At 69.7% G+C, this 19,784-nt stretch carries 17 protein-coding genes; 9 read left to right on the forward strand and 8 right to left on the reverse strand.

The window, feature by feature from the left end:
- Positions 1-63: 63 nt before the first annotated feature.
- The 5 genes from ACIRCZ_RS10445 to ACIRCZ_RS10465 all read left to right on the forward strand — a co-directional run bounded on the left by ACIRCZ_RS10445 (position 64) and on the right by ACIRCZ_RS10465 (position 5,617).
- On the forward strand, positions 64-1,743 hold the full coding sequence (locus ACIRCZ_RS10445) for an ABC transporter substrate-binding protein (protein WP_402852676.1): 1,680 nt from the start codon (positions 64-66) through the stop codon (positions 1,741-1,743).
- Positions 1,744-1,809: 66 nt separating this feature from the next.
- A complete protein-coding gene (locus ACIRCZ_RS10450; RefSeq protein ID WP_055897742.1) occupies positions 1,810-2,793 on the forward strand; it encodes an ABC transporter permease in 984 nt (327 codons plus the stop codon).
- A 24-nt stretch (positions 2,794-2,817) separates the two neighbouring features.
- Complete coding sequence (locus ACIRCZ_RS10455; RefSeq protein WP_055897738.1) at positions 2,818-3,798, forward strand: ABC transporter permease; 981 nt, start codon at positions 2,818-2,820, stop codon at positions 3,796-3,798.
- Positions 3,798-4,676: an ABC transporter ATP-binding protein gene (locus tag ACIRCZ_RS10460; protein ID WP_055897734.1), complete on the forward strand. Its 879-nt coding sequence runs from the start codon at positions 3,798-3,800 to the stop codon at positions 4,674-4,676. The genes ACIRCZ_RS10455 and ACIRCZ_RS10460 overlap by 1 nt, the downstream gene beginning before the upstream one ends.
- The gene (locus ACIRCZ_RS10465) at positions 4,673-5,617 is read left to right on the forward strand and encodes an ABC transporter ATP-binding protein (RefSeq protein ID WP_055897731.1); all 945 of its coding nucleotides are present in this window, start codon (positions 4,673-4,675) and stop codon (positions 5,615-5,617) included. Before ACIRCZ_RS10460 ends, ACIRCZ_RS10465 begins: the two co-directional genes overlap by 4 nt.
- A gap of 16 nt (positions 5,618-5,633) precedes the next feature.
- Here the strand turns inward: ACIRCZ_RS10465 and ACIRCZ_RS10470 are convergent, their stop codons facing one another.
- Positions 5,634-6,419, reverse strand: a complete 786-nt coding sequence (locus tag ACIRCZ_RS10470; protein WP_055897728.1) for a GntR family transcriptional regulator — start codon at positions 6,417-6,419, stop codon at positions 5,634-5,636.
- Between the two features lie 150 nt (positions 6,420-6,569).
- Between ACIRCZ_RS10470 and ACIRCZ_RS10475 the strand changes: the two genes are divergently transcribed.
- Positions 6,570-8,003, forward strand: a complete 1,434-nt coding sequence (locus tag ACIRCZ_RS10475) for an APC family permease (RefSeq protein ID WP_055897725.1) — start codon at positions 6,570-6,572, stop codon at positions 8,001-8,003.
- Here ACIRCZ_RS10475 and ACIRCZ_RS10480 read toward each other — a convergent pair whose 3' ends face one another.
- Complete coding sequence (locus tag ACIRCZ_RS10480) at positions 8,004-9,779, reverse strand: cellulase N-terminal Ig-like domain-containing protein (RefSeq protein WP_055897722.1); 1,776 nt, start codon at positions 9,777-9,779, stop codon at positions 8,004-8,006. It lies immediately after the preceding gene.
- Between the two features lie 185 nt (positions 9,780-9,964).
- The gene (locus tag ACIRCZ_RS10485; protein ID WP_055897719.1) at positions 9,965-10,861 is read right to left on the reverse strand and encodes an SDR family oxidoreductase; all 897 of its coding nucleotides are present in this window, start codon (positions 10,859-10,861) and stop codon (positions 9,965-9,967) included.
- A 108-nt stretch (positions 10,862-10,969) separates the two neighbouring features.
- Between ACIRCZ_RS10485 and ACIRCZ_RS10490 the strand changes: the two genes are divergently transcribed.
- Positions 10,970-11,530, forward strand: coding sequence for a TetR/AcrR family transcriptional regulator (locus ACIRCZ_RS10490; protein WP_055898933.1), 561 nt, complete (start codon positions 10,970-10,972; stop codon positions 11,528-11,530).
- A gap of 14 nt (positions 11,531-11,544) precedes the next feature.
- Here the strand turns inward: ACIRCZ_RS10490 and ACIRCZ_RS10495 are convergent, their stop codons facing one another.
- The gene (locus ACIRCZ_RS10495; protein ID WP_055897716.1) at positions 11,545-12,399 is read right to left on the reverse strand and encodes an alpha/beta hydrolase; all 855 of its coding nucleotides are present in this window, start codon (positions 12,397-12,399) and stop codon (positions 11,545-11,547) included.
- A 90-nt stretch (positions 12,400-12,489) separates the two neighbouring features.
- A complete protein-coding gene (locus ACIRCZ_RS10500; protein ID WP_055897713.1) occupies positions 12,490-12,702 on the reverse strand; it encodes a three-helix bundle dimerization domain-containing protein in 213 nt (70 codons plus the stop codon).
- Positions 12,703-12,762: 60 nt separating this feature from the next.
- On the opposite strand from ACIRCZ_RS10500, the gene ACIRCZ_RS10505 reads away from it, so the two are divergent.
- Entirely contained in the window at positions 12,763-13,296 is a 534-nt protein-coding gene (locus ACIRCZ_RS10505; protein WP_055897710.1) for a 4'-phosphopantetheinyl transferase superfamily protein, read from the forward strand.
- On the opposite strand, the gene ACIRCZ_RS10510 is transcribed toward ACIRCZ_RS10505, so the two are convergent.
- The 3 genes from ACIRCZ_RS10510 to ACIRCZ_RS10520 all read right to left on the reverse strand — a co-directional run bounded on the left by ACIRCZ_RS10510 (position 13,274) and on the right by ACIRCZ_RS10520 (position 19,400).
- Positions 13,274-14,623: a M1 family metallopeptidase gene (locus tag ACIRCZ_RS10510; protein ID WP_055897708.1), complete on the reverse strand. Its 1,350-nt coding sequence runs from the start codon at positions 14,621-14,623 to the stop codon at positions 13,274-13,276. The genes ACIRCZ_RS10505 and ACIRCZ_RS10510 overlap by 23 nt on opposite strands.
- On the reverse strand, positions 14,620-18,675 hold the full coding sequence (locus tag ACIRCZ_RS10515) for a Pls/PosA family non-ribosomal peptide synthetase (protein ID WP_402852689.1): 4,056 nt from the start codon (positions 18,673-18,675) through the stop codon (positions 14,620-14,622). Before ACIRCZ_RS10515 ends, ACIRCZ_RS10510 begins: the two co-directional genes overlap by 4 nt.
- Before the next feature lie 71 nt (positions 18,676-18,746).
- Positions 18,747-19,400, reverse strand: coding sequence for a hypothetical protein (locus ACIRCZ_RS10520; RefSeq protein ID WP_402852692.1), 654 nt, complete (start codon positions 19,398-19,400; stop codon positions 18,747-18,749).
- A gap of 144 nt (positions 19,401-19,544) precedes the next feature.
- Here ACIRCZ_RS10520 and ACIRCZ_RS10525 point away from each other — a divergent pair, with 144 nt between their 5' ends.
- Entirely contained in the window at positions 19,545-19,760 is a 216-nt protein-coding gene (locus tag ACIRCZ_RS10525; RefSeq protein ID WP_055897700.1) for a hypothetical protein, read from the forward strand.
- Positions 19,761-19,784: the final 24 nt, after the last annotated feature.

The raw sequence follows: 19,784 nt of genomic DNA on the forward strand, positions 1-19,784 counted from the left end.
GTCACTGCCGGCCACATGAACCACCCACAGCACACCCATCGGGCAATTCAGAGGAGAAGTGAAGTGCAACCACGCAAACCGTTACGGATGCGCGTCGCAGCGGCGATCGCGACCGTGGCCGCCGCCACGCTCATCATCACGGGCTGTTCCGGCTCCGGCGCCAGCAGCTCGTCGAGCTCGCGGTACATCAACGTCTATTCCGGGAGCCCCGGCAACCTCACCGACAACTTCAACCCCTTCGTGAGCGACGTGGCTTACGGGGCGAACGGTGCGGTCCTCGGCGCGGTCTACGAGCCGCTGTTCTACTTCAACTCGGCCAAGAACGAGAAGCCGCAGCCCTGGCTCGGCTCCAAATACTCGGTCAGCCCGGACGGCCTCACGTACTCGATCACGCTCAAGAGCGGCGTGAAGTGGCAGGACGGCAAGCCGTTCACCGCCGCCGATGTCGCATACACGTACAACCTGCTGAAGTCGAAGCCGTCGCTCAACCTCTACGGTCTCAAGATCGCGGACGCGAAGGCCGTCGACGACACGCACGCCACCATCACCCTCACCCAGGCCGACTACCCCAACGAGTACCGCCTGCTCGGCCTGACCTTCATCGTGCCTGAGCACATCTGGAAGTCGATCGCCGACCCGGAGAAGACCACCAACACCAAGCCGATCGGCACCGGAGCGTTCTCGTTCGGCGCGTTCACGCCGCAGTCGGTCACGCTCGTCGCCAACAAGGACTACTACGAGAAGGGCGAGCCGGCCATCCCCGGCATCCGTCTCGTCACCTCCACCGGAAACGCGGCGGCGCTCAACTCCCTCAACGCCGGTCAGATCGACTGGGCGGGCATCGCCCTGCAGGATGTGCAGAAGTCGTTCGTCGACAAGGACCCGAAGCACAACAAGTACACGTCCATCCCCGCCGACATCAAGGCGCTGATGCCCAACCTGACCAAGGCGCCGTTCAACGACGTGGCCTTCCGTCAGGCGCTCAGCCTCTCGATCGACCGCGACTCGATCATCAAGCAGGCCTTCGGCGGCACCGACACCCCCGGCAATCCGACCAGCCTGCTGCAGCCGCGTGACGAGGCGTACATCCCGGATGCGTACAAGGGCAAGACCCTGGACCAGAACATCGACCAGGCGAAGAAGATCCTGACAGGCGCCGGATACACGTACTCCGGTGACAAGCTCATCGGCAAGGACGGCAAGCCGGTGGCGTTCAAGATCACGACCGTGACCGGGTACACGGACACGATCACCGCCAACCAGCTCCTGGTGCAGGACTTCGCCAAGATCGGTGTCACGGCGACGCCGGAGGAGCTGTCGCTCGGCGCGTACTCGACCGCTCGCCAGAACGGGACGTTCGACCTGCTCGACGACCGCATCCCGACCGGGCCCAACCCGTTCCAGCAGTTCAGCGACAGCCTGGACTCCGCCAAGTCCGCTCCGGTCGGCCAGGCGGCGAACGCGAACTTCGTCCGCTTCGACAACCCGGACGTCGACAAGCTGATCGCCGAAGCGGGAAGCACCAACGACCCGGCCAAGCTCACCGCGGCGTACCAGGCCCTCGGCACGTACTTCGCCGAGAACCAGCCGTACATCATCCTGAGCCAGAACGGCGCGGTCACCACCTACCGCGACCAGTACTTCACCGGGATGCCCACCACCGACAACCTGTGGGCGACGCCCTCCAACTGGCTGTCCGGAAACATCGGCTTCATCGCCAAGAAGCTGAAACCAGTCAAGTAACTCGCGTGCGGGAGGCGGCCGGTCCAGGTCGCCTCCCGCCCCGGACACCGGCGGAAAGCACCCCCCATGCGCTATTACCTCAACAAGCTCGGCTTCTATCTGATCGCGGCCTGGATCGCGATCACCCTCAACTTCTTGCTGCCGCGACTCGTCAAAGGCAGCCCTGTCGACGTGATCCTCGCCAAGACGCAGGGCGTCGCCCCCATGCCGCCAGAGGCGCGGCACGCGCTCGAACTGCAGTTCGGCGTCACGCACGACCCGCTGATCGTGCAGTACGTGCACTACCTCGGCAACCTCTTCACCGGCAACTTCGGCCTCTCGGTCAGCTACTACCCGACCCCCGCGATCGACGTCGTGATGCAGGCGCTGCCCTGGACCGTCGGCCTGGTCGGACTCGCCACCGTGATCAGCTACCTGATCGGCATCGTCTTCGGCTCCTGGCTCGGCTGGCGCCGCGGCACCTGGACGGACGCGATCCTCCCCGCTTCGACCTTCTTCTCCGCCATCCCGTACTTCTGGCTCGCGCTCGTGCTCGTCTACGTGTTCGGCTCGATCCTGCACTGGTTCCCGGTGAGCGGAGGGTACGACTTCACCATCACCCCCGGCTTCACGCCCGAGTTCATCGGCTCCGTGCTCCTCTACGGGATGCTCCCCGCCATCACGATCGTGCTCGCCTCGGTCTCCGGACAGCTTCTCGGCACCCGCAACATGATGGTGTCGACGATGGCGGAGGACTACGTGGTCACCGCACGCGCCAAGGGTCTCCGCCCGCGCCGGGTGTTCGGCTCGTACGCGATGCGCAACGCCCTGCTGCCGTCTGTCGCCGGGTTCGCGATGTCACTCGGCTTCATCGTCAACGGCTCCGTCGTCACGGAGAGCGTCTTCGGCTACCCCGGCGTCGGCTTCACCCTGCTGACCGCCGTCCAGAACAACGACTACCCCCTGATGCAGGCCCTGTTCCTCGTCATCACCCTCGCCGTCCTCGGGGCGAACCTCGTCGTGGACCTGGTCTACGGCTTCATCGACCCGCGCACGCGGCTGGCCAACTGACGAGCGACGGACTAGGAGAGCACCATGAGCTTCACGCAACAAGAACTCGCCGACCCCGAGCTGTCCGGCTCAGAGCCGGACCTCGCCGACGATGGAGCGCCCCGCACCGGCTTCTTCCGGGCCGCCGGCCGCAGCACGGGCAGGAGCCGCACATCCCGTGGCTGGAAGTTCTGGGTGGGCATCAGCGTCTGCGCGTTCTTCGCGCTGCTCGCGATCGTCGCCCCGTTCCTCGTGCCCAACCCGAACCAGTCGAGCCCCGTCGGCCTGCAGCCGCCATCGCTCGACCACCTGTTCGGTACCACCAACATCGGCCAGGATGTGCTCGGCCAGGTGATCGCCGGCACCACCGGCTCGGTGGTCATCGGCGTCGTGGCCGGGGCGATCACGGTCGTCCTCTCGATGATCTTCGGCGTCGGCGGCGCGTTCCTCGGCGGGTTCTGGGACAACGCGTCCTCACTCGTCAGCAACGTCTTCCTGGTGATCCCCGGCCTTCCGCTGCTGATCATCGTCACGGACTACGTCGAGTCGCGCGACATCATCGTGATCTCGGTCGTCATCGCCCTCGTCTCCTGGGCGGGAGCGGCGCGCGTCCTCCGGGCGCAGACGCTCTCCGTCCGCTCGCGCGACTATGTGGACGCTGCCCGCGTCGCCAGCGAGTCGAACTGGCGCATCATGCTGCGCGAGATCCTGCCGAACCTCATGCCGATCATCGCGGCGCAGTTCGTGTTCGGCGCCCTCGGCGCGATCCTGGCCGAGGCGGGACTGTCGTTCCTCGGACTCGGAGCGCCAGGCGGCAAGTCGTGGGGAAGCATCCTGTTCTTCGCGCAGAACGCTCAGGCGATCACGCTCGGCGCCTGGTGGTGGTTCGTTCCGCCCGGCCTCTGCATCGCGATCCTGGGTGCGGCGCTCGGCCTCATCAACTTCAGCATCGACGAGCGGATCAACCCGCGCCTGCGCACGGCCGCCATCGTCAAGCACGCACGCAAGGCGAAAGGCGCCAACTGATGACCGACACCGCAGCATCGTCAGCGAGCCCGCTGCTGAGCATCCGCGACCTCACGGTCGACTACCAGACCGCATCCCCCGTCCGGGCCGTGAACGCGGTGTCCCTGGACATCCACCCCGGCGAGATCGTCGGACTGGCCGGTGAGTCCGGCTGCGGCAAGTCGACGCTGGCGTACACGATCACCCGGCTGCTCCAGGCGCCGGCCGAGATCACCGGCGGCTCCATCGAGTGGCAGCGAGAAGACGGAGGAAGCACCGACATCCTCACGCTCGACGGTCCAGCGCTGCGCGCGTTCCGCTGGCAGGAGATCTCGATGGTCTTCCAGGGCGCGATGAACGCCCTCAACCCCGTGCACCGCATCGGCTCGCAGATCGAGGACGTCTTCATCGACCACAAGAGCGGCCTCAGCAAGAAGCAGCGCCGCGAACGCGCGGCCGAGCTGCTGCAGACCGTCGGCATCCCTGCCGACCGGCTGCGCAGCTACCCGCACGAGCTCTCCGGCGGGATGCGCCAGCGCGTCATGATCGCGATGGCTCTCGCCCTCCGCCCCCGCCTGATCATCATGGACGAGCCCACCACCGCCCTCGACGTGGTGGTGCAGCGCAACATCCTCGAGGAGATCAACCGCCTCCGCCACGAGTTCGGCTTCGCTGTGCTCTTCATCACCCACGACCTCGGCCTGCTGCTGGAGATCAGCGACAGGGTCGGGGTGATGCTCTCCGGCCGCCTGGTCGAGCAGGACACCCCTGACGTGCTGCTGGAGAACCCGTCGCACGAGTACACCAGGCACCTGCTGCGCTCGTTCCCCAGCCTCCGCGGCGACGTGCCGCTCACCGGCACCCGCTACATCGACAGGGAAGAAGAGGTCACAGCATGACCACCCTCGAAGCGCTGCACCTGCGCAAGAACTACGACATCCGCGGCACCGGCCTGCGCAACAAGGTCCTCAAGGCGGTCGACGACGTCTCGATCGTGGTGCGGCCTGGCGAGTCCGTCGCGCTGGTCGGCGAGAGCGGCAGCGGCAAGTCCACCATCGCGAAGATGCTGATCAGGCTCGTGGAGCCGACCGCAGGAGACATCACGCTCGACGGCGAGGCCATCGGGAAGGGGCGCAGGGCGACCAAGCAGTACCGCTCGCGCGTGCAGATGGTGTTCCAGGACCCGTTCTCGTCGCTGAACCCGTCGCTTCCGATCCGGCACCAGCTCGCCAGGCCCCTGCGCATCCACGGGATCGTGAAGAACCGGGCGGAGGAGGAGCGCGAGCTGCGGCGCCTGCTCGACTCGGTGAACCTCGGCCCTGCCGACGCGATGCTCGCCAAGTACCCGCACGAACTCTCCGGCGGCCAGCGGCAGCGCATCGCCATCGCGCGGGCGCTCGCCCCTCGGCCGGAGGTGCTGATCGCCGACGAGCCGGTGTCGATGCTGGACGTGTCGATCCGCCTGGAGATCCTGCAGCTCCTCGACGACCTCAAGAAGGAGCGCAACCTCGCCGTGCTGTACATCACGCACGACCTCGCGACGGCGCGACACTTCTCGTCGCAGATCGTGGTGATGCGCAACGGCCGCGTTGTGGAGCGCGGCGGATCGAGCGAGGTCATCCTGAACCCGGTGCATCCGTACACCCAGCTGCTCGTGCGGGCCGCGCCCGACCCGAAGTCGGAGCCGTTCGTGGTCGACCCTGAGCGCTACCTGGATGCGCCGCATGTGCTCGTGACGGAGAGCGACCCAGGGCCGAGCGCCGACGGGGCGCACTGGGCGCGCTCGTGGGAGGGCGATGCCGCGGTGACGGCGCTGCTGGGGACGCTGACGCCGGCGTGACGCCGCGTGCCCCCGCTCAGCGGGAGCGTGCGAAGAACGTCCGGAGGCGGTATCGGTCGCCCGCGTAGGTGATCGTCGACACGAACAGGGGACGCTCCGAGCGGTCGACCGCGACCTGACGCATCACCAGCACCGGCTTGCCCTCCACGAGATCCAGGTGCTCCGCGACGGTCGCATCCGCCTCGCGCGCCTCGATCGTCGCGTCCGCCCGCAGCGGTTCGATGCCCGCCTCCGCCAGCTTCTCGTAGAGGGAGTCCTCTGCGAAGTCGGCCTCGGTGAGGGACGGCGCCATCTGCGCGGGGATGCGCGTGACGTCGAGCGCGATCGGCACATTGTCGAGCAGGCGCACGCGCTCCAGGTGGAACAGCGGCGTTCCCGGCGCGATGGACAGCTCCTCCGCCTGGTCGAGCGTGGCAGGCCGCGTCTCCGCGCGCAGCACGAGAGAACCGGCGGACAGCCCCATCCTGGCGGCCGTCTCCGTGAACGATTCGAGACTGTTCGGGAACTCGGTCCCCGACGTGCCGGCAGCACGCGCGGTCTCCGCCACGTACCAGCCGCGGCCGTGGGATGCGCTGAGCACGCCGTCCTCGACCAGCTTGGTGAGCGCCTTCCGCAGTGTGACGCGCGAGATGCTGAGCTGCTGGCAGAGCTCGCGCTCCGGCGGCAGGCGCATCCCCGGCTTGAGGATGCCCGCGGCGATCTCCCTGTTGATCAGGTTGACGGCCTGGATCCAGAGCGGCTCAGGGTAGTCGGGACGGATGACGGCGACTGCTGCCGCCGTGTCCTCGGCTTCATCGATCACAGGCGACACCCTCCGCTGGCCCAACGCACGCCTCATTCATACCACTCGTGGACTTTCAGAAATTGCTTAACCAATGGCAGACCAAAGGTGTACATTCTCGGTAAACGCTTTCCCACATCGATACGAGTGAACGCAACGAAGGGAACACCCGTGACCCGCACCTCCAGCCAAGCCGGCGCAGCAGCAGCCGGTTCCGCATCCACGCCTCGCCTCAAGCGCGCCCTCGGCACACCGGCCCTCCTGTTGTTCGGGCTCGCGTACATGCTGCCGCTCGCCGTCTTCACGACGTACGGCCTCGTCACGGACACGACGGGCGGCCACCTCGCTGGCGCATACCTCGTGACGACGATCGCCATGCTCTTCACCGCGTACAGCTACGCCAACATGGTGCGTGCGTACCCTGTCGCCGGGTCGGCGTACACGTACACGCAGCGGTCGTTCGGTCGCCACCTCGGCTTCCTCACCGGCTGGACGCTCCTGCTCGACTACCTCGCCCTCCCGCTGCTCAACTACCTGGTGATCGGCATCTACCTCAATGCGGCGTTCCCCGTCGTGCCCGCGTGGGCCTTCGTCGTGGCGTCGGTGGTGCTCGTGACCGTGCTGAACGTGATCGGGATCAACCTGGTCTCCGGAGCGAACCTCGCCCTGGTGGGCGTGCAGATCGTCTTCATCGTGGTGTTCGTCGTCACCGGCATCGCCTACCTCACCGGCGCAGCGCAGGTCCCCGACCTCCTCTCGCCGTTCTTCTCCGCAGACACCCCGCTCTCCTCCATCGCGGCAGGCTCGGCCATCCTCGCCCTCGCCTTCCTCGGCTTCGACGCGGTGTCCACCCTGTCCGAGGAGGCCAAGGACGCCAGGAAGTCCATCCCGAGGGCGATCCTGCTGTGCACGCTCGCCGGCGGCCTGCTCTTCATCGTCACCGCATACGTGGCCGGGCTGGTCTTCCCCGACTACAAGAACTTCACCGACCTCGACTCCGCACCACTGGATGTGATGACCCGCATCGGAGGAACGGCGCTGTTCACCTTCTTCACGGCGGCATACATCGCCGGCAGCTTCGCCTCGGCGATGACGTCCCAGGCGAGCGTGGCCCGCATCCTGTACGCGATGGGACGCGACGGCCAGCTCCCCCGCCGCGTGTTCGGGGTGGTGCATGCCCGCTTCAAGACGCCGTGGCTCGCGGTGATCGTCGTCGGCGTCGTCGGGCTCGGCGGAGCACTGTTCCTCCCGCTCGACATCGCCGCGTCCGTGATCTCGTTCGGCGCGCTCGTCGCGTTCAGCTTCGTGAACCTCGCGGTGATCAAGCACTACGTCATCGACCGCAAGGAGCGCGGCACGCGAGCTGTGCTCGCATACATCGTCGCCCCGGCGATCGGCTTCGTGCTCACGGTCTGGCTGTGGACCAGCCTCTCGACCACGACCTTCATCGCCGGCGGCATCTGGGTGCTGGTGGGCGTGCTGATCCTCGCGATCATCACCGGCGGATTCCGCCGCAAGCCGCCGGTGATGGACTTCTCCGAAGAGGACCCGGCGCCGCTGCTCGATGAATCGGCGCCCGCAGCAGCCCCCGCTCCGGCCCCGTAGTCAGCGCTGCGCGCAGACGGCCAGCAGGAACCACGCCGAGTGCGGGATCCACTGCTCGGCCCAGCGCCACTCGTTGCCGTCCGATGCGTCGGCGGGGAGGAACGCGATGTCGTCCTCGTCCGTCCAGCCGCCGGTGATCCCGTTGACGATGCCGCCAGGACTGTTCTGGTAGACGCCGGAGTATTCGACGGTGTTGCGGCCTCGCCCCTGGATCATGCACGAGTCGAACGGGTTCAGGCCGCCGACCCACGATGTGAGGTCGGCGGCCAGGCGGCGCAGCCGCTCACGGGTGGCGTCGTCGCACTCGGGGACGATGGATGCTCGGCTCGCCGCATACGCGACGGACGAGATCCCGGCGTTCTCACCCTGCCACCAGTAGCCGGTCTCGTTCTCGTGCGGGAAGAAGAAGGCGTCCCGAGGTTCCCCGCCCACCGGCTGGACCCGCTGCCGCAGGTAGCCGAACGGGTTGGGGACCGCATCCACTCGGGCGATGGTGCCGCGGATGAGGTCGATGGCGGTGGCGCGGGCGGCGGCTGCGGTCGCGTCCGTGGCCGTTGTCGTGGCGGCGGCGCCTGCTCGCTGTTCGATCACGTCGGCGTAGCGGAGGAGGGCGACCACCGGCAGGCCGGACTCCGCCGCGTGGAAGTACGGGCGCCCATCCACATCGCCCACCAGGTAGGCAGCGCCGCTTCCGTCGCGGCGCACGCGGGCGGTCAACGCGTCGGCGCGACGGGCGGCCGCGTCCAGGAACGCGCCGGCGTCCGCGCCGCGCGCCGCGGCGGCGTCCGCCAGCTCGGCCGCGGCGAGCAGGGCGCAGTAGTCGTCGAGCGCCGACTCCTGGCCGTCGAACAGGTACTCCGCGTTGTGCGCCTCGAGGTGCTCGAAGCCGCGCACGGCCGAGGCGAAATAGGTGTCGGCGTCGACGTCGCCTGACGCATCCTGGGTCGACGCCAGCGCGAGCGCGGCGATGGCGAGCCCTCCGCCGTGGCGGTACGCCGCCTGCCACCGCTGGGTACGGACGCTATCTTGCAGGGGCGCGTTGATCACACGCTCGTCGAGGTCCTTGGTGAGCGCGTCGAAGATGCCGGTGTAGAAATAGCCATCGTCGGACTGGAACCGCACGAGGAAGTCGGCCCCGAACAGGCCCTCGTCGCGGAGGCGCGGGTACTGGCTGGTCTCAAAGGCCTGGTGCGCCTCGCGCAACTCCCGCCCAGCGGTCAGCAGCGCCCACGCGCACAGCGGGATCTGCTGCGGGCTCATCATGCGCGTGTACGTCAGGTGGCTGAGGAACTTGCTGTAGTCGCCGGACGCATCCAGCCAGCCGCCGCGCGCGTCGACGGTGCGGCCGGAGTCGTCGCCGTAGAAGCGCGCCGCTGCGTCTTTGCGGTCGATCTCGCCGCTCGACCGCTGCGACCGGAAGTACGCGGTGACGTCGGAGACCACCAGCGACGGGATGCGGTGCTCGGCCACCACGAACGGCGCACTGCGCACCTCGACGCCGTCGACCGTCGCGACGGCGCGGTAGCTGCCCTGCTGCGTGAGCTCGGAGAAGTCGAACCTGGCGTATGCGGCGGATCGCCAGCCGGGGACCTGCTCCGGCGTGGATGCGGTGGGGAACGCATCCACTGTGGCCCGCTCGTCGCCCTGAGCGGAGACGATGCGCAGCCGCTCGACCACGGCACCGGCAGGGGCCGCCACGATCGCGGCCTTCGGCGCGGCGCTGTCGTAGCCGAGATGGTTCACGAGCACGACTGGGCTCGATCCGACCGCTTCCATGACGCCTCCCGGCCGCTAGACACGCGCTGTACCACGCAGTACCAATAACGTACCATCGAGCATGGAAGCTGCCGCACGGCTCGTGCAAAACATGCGGTCGCGACCGCGTCGAGCGCATGTTCGGCACGAGCCGACCCGCGCCGGTCGGCACGAGTCGTGCGCGCCGTGCGCGCCGCGCGTGCCGGTCAGGCGCGGAAGTAGTACCCCGCCGCGAGGTCGTCGAGGAGGCCGGGATGCGTCGGCGTCCAGCCGAGCAACTCCTGCGTGATCGCGCTCGACGCCGGGACGTCGACGCCGAAGAAGCGGGCAAGCCAGCCGAAGTGCTCCGGTGCGTCCTCCGGCGAGACGGAGACCACGGGCAGGTCCAGCCCCGCTCCGATGGCCGCGGCGATGTCGCGGGCCGGCACGCCCTCCTCTCCGACCGCGTGCACCACGCTGCCCGCCGGGGCGCCGTCGAGCGCGAGACGCACCAGGTGCGCGGCGTCGAGGCGGTGCACCGCCGGCCAGCGGTTCGCTCCGTCGCCGATGTAGCCGGCGACGCCCGTGCGCCGGGCGATGTCGACGAGCGCGGCCGTGAAGCCGTGATCGCCGTCGCCGTGCACGGTCGGGGCGAAACGCAGGCTCACCGGGCGGACGCCGCGCTCTGCATAGCTCAGCGCGAGCGGCTCTGCACCCCCGCGCGGCGCATCCGGACCGTCGTACGGCGACACGTCGCGTTCCGTCGCCAGGCGGCCCGGCGCGAGCAGGGCGACGCCGGAGGCGAACAGGAACGGCCGATCGGAGCCTTCGAGCTCGCCGGCGAGCGTCTCGATGGCGGCGCGCTCCGTGCGGCCGGCGCCCTGGTAGTCGGAGAAATCGTGGTTGAACGCGAGGTGGACGACCGCGTCGGCCTCGGCGGCGCCGGAACGCAGACTGTCGAGGTCGTCGAGTCCGCCGCGGCGCACATCGGCCCCCGCGGCCTCGATGGCGGCGGCCGACGCGTCCGAGCGGGCGAGGCCGACGACGTGGTGGCCGGCGTCGAGGAGTTCGGGGACGACAGCGGAGCCGATCCAACCGGATGCTCCTGTGACGAAAACGCGCATGAGATGCCTTCTTCCGGTCCTGCGATCAGCGCAGGACCATTGATGTCAGTGCCTGTCATCACACGATAGCACTTCATGTCAGCGACTGTCATCAGTAGACTCGACTCCGTGGCACGATGGGAACCGGATGCGCGCGGGCGCCTCGCCGTCGCCGCGCTCGAGCTGTACGCGGAGCGCGGCTACGACCGGACGACGGTCGCGGACATCGCCGAACGCGCCGGGGTGACGGAGCGCACGTTCTTCCGCCAGTTCGCCGACAAGCGCGAGGCGCTGTTCGACGGGTCGAACGCGCTTCAGAACGCTGTCGTGCAGAACATCGCTGACGCGAGCGACGGTTCGCCCGTCGACATCGCGGCGGAGGCCATCGCGCGCGCAGCGACGATGCTGGACGAGCGCCGCCCGTACGCGCAGCTGCGCGCACAGGTCATCGCCGCCAACGCCAGCCTGCAGGAGCGCGAGCTGCTCAAGATGGCGACGCTCGGCACCGCGGCAGCCGACGCGCTGCGGGCGCGCGGCGTCGCCGACCCGGCCGCAACGCTCGCCGCGGAGACGGCCGTCACCGTTTTCAAGGTCGGCTTCGAGCACTGGATCGCCGCCGACCTCGCCACTCCCGGCATCGCCGACAGCGTCCGCGCCGCCCTCGCCTCCCTGAAATCCCTCACCGCTTGAGCCCGAGAGGGCGATCAGGCCTCGACGGGCGCGAACTCCTGCACGAACTCCAGGGCGATGTCTGCGACCTCGCGCCAGCCGCTGTCGATCGTGAGCGAGTGACCACGGTTGGGGACCGTCGCCAGGCGCGTGACGCCCTCGTTGCGCGACTGGATCTTGTAGCTCGCATCCACGATCGCCGTCGGCACGGTGTTGTCGCCCTCGCCCGAGATCAGCAGGAGCGGGCCGCGCTCGGGGTTCTTCGAGTCGACCTTCGTCTCCGCGAACGGGTTGAAGTTGGCCGTCGCCGCCTGGAACAGCGGCACCCCGGAGGTGGGCACGTGATAGGTCTCGTAGAGTTCGTGCGCCTCGGCCTCGTCCACGTGGTTCGCCCAGCCGTAGCGGAACTGCTCGAAGGTGAGCGACACCGCCTTGCCGATGTTGGTCGGGTTGGTGAGCACGGGCGCAGCGGACTTCAGCGATGACGCCGGGAGCTGCAGCACCCCCTGGAACGGCGCGTTGTCGATGGACACCGTCACTGCTGCGACACCTTCGCCCGCGATCTTCTGAGCGATCAGACCGCCGAACGAGTGGCCGATCACCGCTGGCTCGTGCTCGAGGGCGTCGATCGCCTCGAGGTAGTGCTCTGTGACCTGTTTGACCATCTTCTTGGCGAAGACCTCAGGGTCGCGCCGCGCCTCCTCGACGCTGTCCGGGTCGTCCGGCCAGCCGGGTGCGATCGTCGAGTACCCCTGGGCCTCGAACAGCGCCCTCCACTTGTCCCAACTGCTCGACAGCAGCCACAGCCCGTGGACGAACACCACCGGCCGCTTCCCGCTCTCGTTCGCTTTCGCGACTTCGTCCTGTTCCCATTGCGTCAAAGTGCTCATCAAACACCCCTGCTCTCGGGTCGGCGCCCGGCGGCGCGGACTGGTCTGAGCGTAGCGACCGACGCACCGTCACGGGAAGAGCGGAGGCGACTACTTCTTCTTCCGTTTCTCCTGCTGCAATGTGGACTTCGCCCCGTGCTCGACCAGCACGGCGATGTAGTCCCTGAGACGCGCGTTCTTGAAGGAGTCGTAGTTCTCCTCGACCAGCTTCTCGATGTGCTTGCCTGACGCATCCGGGTACTTCTTCTTGAGCCGGGTGATCACGTCGTCGATCGCTGCGCGTTCGGTCTTCTTCTCGGGCATGTTCGAAGCGTGGCGTGAGCAGGTGACCAAAAGCTGTGAATCCCGTGGCACACTGGGCGCGTGCGCACCGGCGACCTGCTCCTCCGACGCGGCGCCGCCGTCGACGGCCGCGCCATGCTGCGCACCCTGGTGGCAGAGCTGGCGGCCGTCGCGCCCGAGGACGTGCGGATCGTGGCGCGCTGCCCCGATTGCGGCGGGGAGCACGGCCGCCCCGTCGTGATGGCTCCGGATGCAGCGACGGAGGTCCGCGTCTCGCTCGCGCACAGCGGTGACATCACCGTGGCGGCTGCGCTGGTGGGCGGCTCGGTGGGGGTGGATGCGGAACAGCGCACGCCAGGGGAGAGCACGGCGATGACGGACGCCGGCGACTCCGCGCCCGCCCCGCACACCGCAGACGAGCTGCGCCAGTGGACCCGCATCGAGGCCGTGCTGAAGGCAGACGGCCGCGGCCTGCGTGTCGACCCTGCCACCGTCGTGTTCGAACAGACCGACGACCTGCTCCTCGCCGCCGTGCCTGGCGATCCGCGCCGCTACCTGGTGCGGGATGCGCACCTCGGCGACGACCTGTTCGTCACCGTCGCGCTCGAACGGTGACGCCGGTCGCCGGGAGGGCAGGGAGCGCGACGCCGTCCAGCCAGGCGTCGAAGAACGCATCCAGGTCGGCCCCTGTCGCCTCGGCGGCGAAGGCGCGGAAGTCGTCCGTCGTCACCGTGGCGTACCGGTAGCGCTCCGTCCAGCCGCGCAGCAGTGCGAAGAACCGTTCGTCGCCGACCGTGAGGCGCAGCGCGTGGAGCGTCAGCGCTCCGCGCTTGTACACGCGGTCGTCGAACATGCCGGCCGCTCCTGGGTCGCTGAGCACAATGTTCTGCGGAAGCCGGAGCAGCCCGGCGTGGAACCGGCGGGCCAGGGTGTCTGCGTGCTCCCTGCCCGCCCGCTCCGACCACAGCCACTCCGCATAGCAGGCGAACCCCTCGTTGAGCCAGATGTGCTTCCACGCCGCCAGCCCGACGCTGTTGCCGAACCACTGGTGCGCGAGCTCGTGCGCGATGAGTCGCTCCGAGCCTCCCGCTCCGTCCGCATGGTTGGCGCCGAAGATCGCCGCGGCCTGCGCTTCCAGCGGGATCTCGAGGTCGTCGGCGGTGACCACCACCGTGTACGCGTCGAATGGGTACGGCCCGAACGCGTCGGAGAAGTAGGACAGCATCTCCGGCAGCGGCGCGAAGTCCGCCGCGACGCGCTGCTCCAGCTCGGCCGGGTACGCGAAGCCGACCGTCGCGGCGGCCGTCTCTCGCTCGACCAGCTGATACCGCCCCACCTGCACCGTGGCGAGGTAGGTGGCCGTGGGAACGTCGCAGGCGTACGTCCAGGTCGCGCGGCCGGACGACACCGTGCGCTCGACCAGCTCGCCCGTCGCGACGACGGCGTACGTCTGCTCCGCCGACACCCGGATGCGGTACCGCGCCCTGTCGGACGGGTGGTCGTTGCAGGGGAACCAGGTCGGCGCTCCCGACGGCTGGGCGGCCACGATCACGCCGTCCGTCAGCTCCTCCCAGCCGACGAGGCCCCACGGGCTGCGGCGCGGCGCGGGAGTTCCGGCGTACTCGACGTCCACCGTGAACGTCTGCCCGGCCGCGATCGGCCGCTCCGGGGTGACGACCAGCTTCGACGCCGCCTGCCTGAACCTGGTGCGACGGCCGCCGTCGACGGTGACCTTGCCCGCCTTCAGGCGCACCAGGTCGAGGCTGAACGATGTCAGCTCCTGGCTCGCCGTCGCGGTGATGACGGCGCGTGCATCCAGCCGGTTGGTCGCCACGCGGTATCGCAGGTCGAGATCGTAGAGGTCGACGCCGTATCCGCCGTTGCCGGAGTGCGGCAGGTAGTCGTCGCCGACGCCGCGCGAGCCCGCTGTCGCGGAGGTCATGACACGGTGGCGTGGTAGTCGGCGACCTTGACCTCGCGCCACGGGCCGATCGGGTTGCCGCTCCAGCGGCTGCGATCCGGCACGAGCTCCCCGCGCATCACGAGCGACGCGGGCCCGACCGTCGCGTGCGCTCCGATCCTGGCCGCTGGGAGGATGACGCTGTGCGGCCCGAGGGTGCCGCCGGTCTCCAAGGTCACCGTGTCCATGCTCATGATTCGATCATGGAACAGGTGCGTTTGCACCACGCAGCCCCGATTCACCGTGGATGCGTCGCCCAGCCGCACCAGGTCGGCCTCGGGCAGCCAGTAGCTCTCGCACCACACCCCGCGCCCGATCCGCGCGCCGAGGCTGCGCAGCCACCAGACCAGCGCGGGCGTGCCGGACGCCGCCTGCGCGAACCACGGTGCAGCGACCATCTCGACGAACGCATCCGACACCTCGCTGCGCCACACGAACGACGACCACAGGGGATGCTCGGCCACCCGGATGCGCTGCACGAGCATCCACTTGGCGGCCGTGCTGACCGCGGCGGCCACGGCTCCGAACGCCAGCATCACGACACCGCTCAGCAGCACGGCCGCCCACACGCCCCACGCTTCGGCGAGCGCCGTCAGCGTGAACAGCACGCCGAGCCCGATGGCGCAGGTGACGAACACGGGGACGATGCGGCACAGCTCCCACAGCGTGCGCGCGACGCGCAGCCACGGAGACGGGCTGTACGTGCGGTTCACGTCGCCGCTTGCGGCGGTGCGCCGCAGCCGCACCGGCGGGGAGCCGAGCCAGGACGACCCTGGCTTGGACTTGCGCGGCGCCGCGGACAGCACGGCCACCAGGCCGTCCTTCGGCACGCGGTGGCCCGCGGCGGCCATGCCGGAGTTGCCGAGGAACGCTCGCGCCCCGATGTCCGAGCGGGCGACCCTCACCCGGCCGCCGCCCAGCTCGTACGACGCGACCAGGGTGTCATCGGCGAGGAACGCGCCGTCTCTCACCCGCGTCATCGCCGGGATCAGCAGCACCGTGGATGCTTCGACGTCCCGCCCGATCTCCGCCCCGAGCATCCGGAGCCAGACGGGCGTGAACAGCGAGGCATAGAGCGGGAACAGCAGCGTGCGGGCGAGGTCGAGCACGCGCTCAGTGGCCCAGACCGCCCAGCCGACCGCGCTGCGGACGGGGTGGACGCCCTCCTTCAGCACCAGGCCGAGCAGCCGCACGATCGCCAGGATGAGCCCGGCGAGCACCACGCCAGCCACCAGCGTCGAGGGCACGAGAGCGGCAGCGGCGCGCAGCGCGGCCTCCCCGATGGATGCGGACCCCGCGATCCCCAGGGCAACGATCACGCCGCCTGCCGCGAACGCCACGATCGGCAGCAGAGCGACCACCACGCCGCCGACCGCGTATGCGACCAGCCAGCGCTTGCGCAGCGGGGGGCGCTCCGCCTCCCACCACGGCTCGCTCGCTCCGACGCGCACCGCGGGCGAACCAGCCCAGCGCTCACCGGAGCGCACGCGGCCGAAGACCGACGAACCAGGGTCGATCTGCGCGTTCTTGCCGATGCGCGTGCCGGGCAGCAGCGTGCTCCGCGCACCGACCGTGCTGTTCGCTCCGATCCGCACCGCGCCGATGCGCAGCAGGTCGCCGTCGATCCAGTAGCCGGAGAGGTCCACCTCCGGTTCGATCGCCGCACCCTCGCCGACGCGGAGCATCCCGGTGACGGGAGGGAGGGCGTGCAGGTCGACGTTCGGGCCGATGCGTGCGCCGAGCGCGCGGGCGTAGTACGAGATCCAGGGCGCTCCGGCTAGGCTGACCGCTCCCACCTGGTGCGCGACCTGCTCGGCCAGCCACAGTCGAAGGTGCACGCCGCCGCCGCGCGGGTAGTCTCCAGCGCGCACACCGGTGAGCAGCAGCCTGGCGCAGACCACCGAGATGGCCATGCGGCCGAACGGGGTCGCGAAGACGAGCAGCCCGACGATGAGGAGCCAGAGCGGCGTCGCCGGGAGGAACCCGAACCCGTCGAAGCCGCGCAGGATGGCGGCCGCGGTGAGCGCGTAGAGCAGCCAGCGCACACCGCTGAGCACGAACAGCGGGACGCCGAGCACGGTCTGCAGCCACTGCATCCTGGCCGGGGTGGGCGGGACAGCATGGGTGGATGCGGTCGCCTCGTGCGCTCCGGTGGCGCGGGAGGCGAGCTCCGCGGCCATCGCGCCGAGCCGGGGATGCGCGTAGATGTCCGCGACCGTGAACTCCGGGTCGCGCTGCCGGATGCGCGTGACCAGCTGGGCGGCCGCGAGCGAGCCACCGCCCAGGTCGAAGAAGTTGTCGTCCTCGCCGGAGACCGGGAGGCCGAGGACGGCCTGCCAGTCGGCGGCGAGCGCGACCACGGCGGGATCGGCGGCGGAGCCGGCGGAGTCGCCTGATGCGCCGGGGGAACCGGGTGCGCCGCCCGAGCCGCGCGCACCGCCGGCGCCATCGGCCGCCCCGAGGTTCGACGGCAGCGGCCACGGCAGGGCAGCCTTGTCCACCTTGCCAGAGGTGCGCGTCGGCAGCTCGCCGAGCACCGCGAGCAGCGGCACCAGAGCGGAGGGCAGCTCCTCGCGCAACCGCGCGAGCGCGGCGGCCCTGTCGAACGCCGCGGGATCGACGGCAGAGAGGTAGCCGACCAGGACCTGATTGCCCGCCTCGGTCGTCCGCACGGCGACGGCAGCAGCGGAGACGCCTGGCAGCTGCTGCAGGGCCGATTCGATCTCTCCCAGTTCGATCCGCCTGCCGCCGACCTTCACCTGGTCGTCGGCGCGACCCTGGAACAGCAGCCCTGCCCTGTCGAATCGGACGAGGTCGCCGCTGCGGTACGCCCGCTCCCAGCCGAGCGTCGGGAACGGCGCGTACTTCTCCGCGTCCTTCGCGGGGTCGAGGTAGCGGGCGAGGCCGACACCGCCGATGATGAGCTCGCCGACCTCGCCGTCGCCGACCGGCTGCCCGTCCGCATCCACCACGGCAAGATCCCAGCCGTCCAGGGGCAGGCCGATCCGCACCGGCTCCCCCGGACGCAGCAGCGATCCGCACGCGACGACGGTGGCCTCTGTCGGCCCGTAGGTGTTCCACACCTCGCGCCCGTCGACCGCGAGCCTGTCCACGAGTTCCGGCGGGCACGCCTCCCCGCCGAAGATCAGGAGCCGCACGTTCTCCAGGGACTCGGCCGGCCAGAGGGCGGCGAGCGTCGGGACGGTCGAGACGATCGTGATGCCGCGCGTCGTCAGCCACGGCCCCAGGTCCATGCCGCTGCGCACCAGCGACCGCGGCGCCGGCACCAGGCAGGCGCCATGCCGCCAGGCCAGCCACATCTCCTCGCAGGAGGCGTCGAACGCGACGGACAGTCCGGCGAGCACCCGATCGCCAGGGCCGATCGGCTCGTCCTGCAGGAACAGCCCGGCCTCCGCATCCACGAAGGCGGCGGCGGACCGGTGGCTGACGGCGACGCCCTTCGGCGTCCCCGTGGAGCCGGAGGTGAAGATGATCCAGGCGTCGTCGGCGGGCGTCGGGGCGGAGATGATGGGGGTGGTGGCGGTGCTGGGATGCGCGGGGGCTCCCTCGAAGAGGTGGGCAGGTGCGTCCGCGTCGTCGTCCGTCTGCGCGTCGGCTACGTCGTTGGCGTCGTCCGGGTCGGCGGGGACGTACTCCGCGTCTCCGGTGATGATGCCGCGCACAGCCGCCTCGCCGAAGACCAGCTCGGCGCGCTCCTCCGGATCGTCCGCATCCACGGGCACGTACGCCGCTCCCGCCGCGATCACGGCCAGGATCGAGATGTAGAGCTCGCGCGTCCCCGACGCCAGCCGGATGCCCACCCGGTCGCCGCGACGCACTCCGGCCAGGGTCAGCCGGGCGGCCACCCGCACCACAGCCGCCATCAGCTCGCGATAGCTGAGCGCTCCGCGCCCGTCCTCCAGCGCTGACGCATCCGGATGCGCGGCCGCTGTCGCGCGCAGGACATCCAGCAGCGTGCGGGGCTCGGCAGCGAACGCGCCGCGCGCCAGGATGCCCGTGCGAGCTTCGGTCACGTGTCACTCCATCCGGAAAGGTGAGGAGACCAGAAACTAGCCGCCCGGAGTAGCCGGGAGGTGAACGACGATCAGCTCACCCCCGACAGCGCCTCCACCAGGCGGACCTTCGTCATCGAGGAGTACCCCACGATGCTGCGGCTGCGCGCCCGCCGTCTCAGCTCGACGACGGTCAGTTCGGAGAGCACCTCGGCGGCCGGGACGGGAGTGACGGTGGTGGATGCGGGAGTCGGCGCGGTGGTGCGCTTGGCGGCGGGCTTCCGTGCGTCGGGCTTCTGTGCGACGGGCTGCTTGGCGGCGGGCTTCTGTGCGACGGGCTTCTGTGCGGGAGCGCTCGCGGGGGCGGCGGCCTTGCGGGCAGCCTTCGCGGGGGCGGCCTTCGCGGGGGCGGCCTTCGACACGGGCTTGCTCGCCGACACGGGCTTGCTCACCGCACCGGGCTTGCTCACCGCGGGCGCCTTCACAGCGGCCTTCTTGCTGGACGGCGTCTTCGCCGCGGCCTTTTTGCCAGCGGGCTCTTTCGCCGTCGCCTTCTTGCCCGTGCCCTTCTGCGCCGGTTTTCCTGCGGACTTCCGCAGGCGCTCGAACTCGTTCGCGAGCTCGTCGACCTTCTTGCGGGCCTTCTTGTCGACCTTCTTGGCCGCGCGTTTCGCGTCGGCGAGCGCCTCCTCTGCTTTCTTGAGAGCGTCGGTCGCGGTCTTCTGGAGCTTGGACTGTTTCGGCATTGCGGGCCTCCTTGGCGGATTTCCTGCTCGGCAGGGTCAGTTTTGCACAGCGGCCGCGCGATTCGGAGATGAAATGTCGCCCACTCTTTGCCTGCGCGTCACACTCGGCGCGTAGCGTGCGGCCAACGGACCAGGAGGTGGACCATGACGTACACAGAGGCATTCGACATCGTCGACGCCGGAGAAGGACGCTGGGACATCCAGCTCCGCGAGACCCTGCTCGTCGCCGGTCAGGTGTGGCGCACCGCCGCCGGCTTCCTGCTCTGGGATTGGGCGGACCGCCAGCTCGGTACCTTCCCCAGCCTCGCCGACGCGCTCCGCACCCTCTGGGCGACGCAGTCCCGCGAGCGCCTCGTCTGACCCGCTGACCTGCGCAGCGCGGAA

This window comes from Leifsonia sp. NPDC102414, from assembly GCF_044765685.1.
GTDB lineage: Bacteria > Actinomycetota > Actinomycetes > Actinomycetales > Microbacteriaceae > Leifsonia.

What these genes read in the sequence shown, in the direction of transcription:
- ACIRCZ_RS10480 (WP_055897722.1), bottom strand. Translation starts at nt 9,779, where the DNA reads ATGGAAGCGGTCGGATCGAGCCCAGTCGTGCTCGTGAACCATCTCGGC.
- ACIRCZ_RS10450 (WP_055897742.1), top strand. Translation starts at nt 1,810, where the DNA reads ATGCGCTATTACCTCAACAAGCTCGGCTTCTATCTGATCGCGGCCTGG.
- ACIRCZ_RS10495 (WP_055897716.1), bottom strand. Translation starts at nt 12,399, where the DNA reads ATGAGCACTTTGACGCAATGGGAACAGGACGAAGTCGCGAAAGCGAAC.
- ACIRCZ_RS10455 (WP_055897738.1), top strand. Translation starts at nt 2,818, where the DNA reads ATGAGCTTCACGCAACAAGAACTCGCCGACCCCGAGCTGTCCGGCTCA.
- ACIRCZ_RS10525 (WP_055897700.1), top strand. Translation starts at nt 19,545, where the DNA reads ATGACGTACACAGAGGCATTCGACATCGTCGACGCCGGAGAAGGACGC.
- ACIRCZ_RS10500 (WP_055897713.1), bottom strand. Translation starts at nt 12,702, where the DNA reads ATGCCCGAGAAGAAGACCGAACGCGCAGCGATCGACGACGTGATCACC.
- ACIRCZ_RS10485 (WP_055897719.1), bottom strand. Translation starts at nt 10,861, where the DNA reads ATGCGCGTTTTCGTCACAGGAGCATCCGGTTGGATCGGCTCCGCTGTC.
- ACIRCZ_RS10465 (WP_055897731.1), top strand. Translation starts at nt 4,673, where the DNA reads ATGACCACCCTCGAAGCGCTGCACCTGCGCAAGAACTACGACATCCGC.
- ACIRCZ_RS10460 (WP_055897734.1), top strand. Translation starts at nt 3,798, where the DNA reads ATGACCGACACCGCAGCATCGTCAGCGAGCCCGCTGCTGAGCATCCGC.
- ACIRCZ_RS10520 (WP_402852692.1), bottom strand. Translation starts at nt 19,400, where the DNA reads ATGCCGAAACAGTCCAAGCTCCAGAAGACCGCGACCGACGCTCTCAAG.
- ACIRCZ_RS10510 (WP_055897708.1), bottom strand. Translation starts at nt 14,623, where the DNA reads ATGACCTCCGCGACAGCGGGCTCGCGCGGCGTCGGCGACGACTACCTG.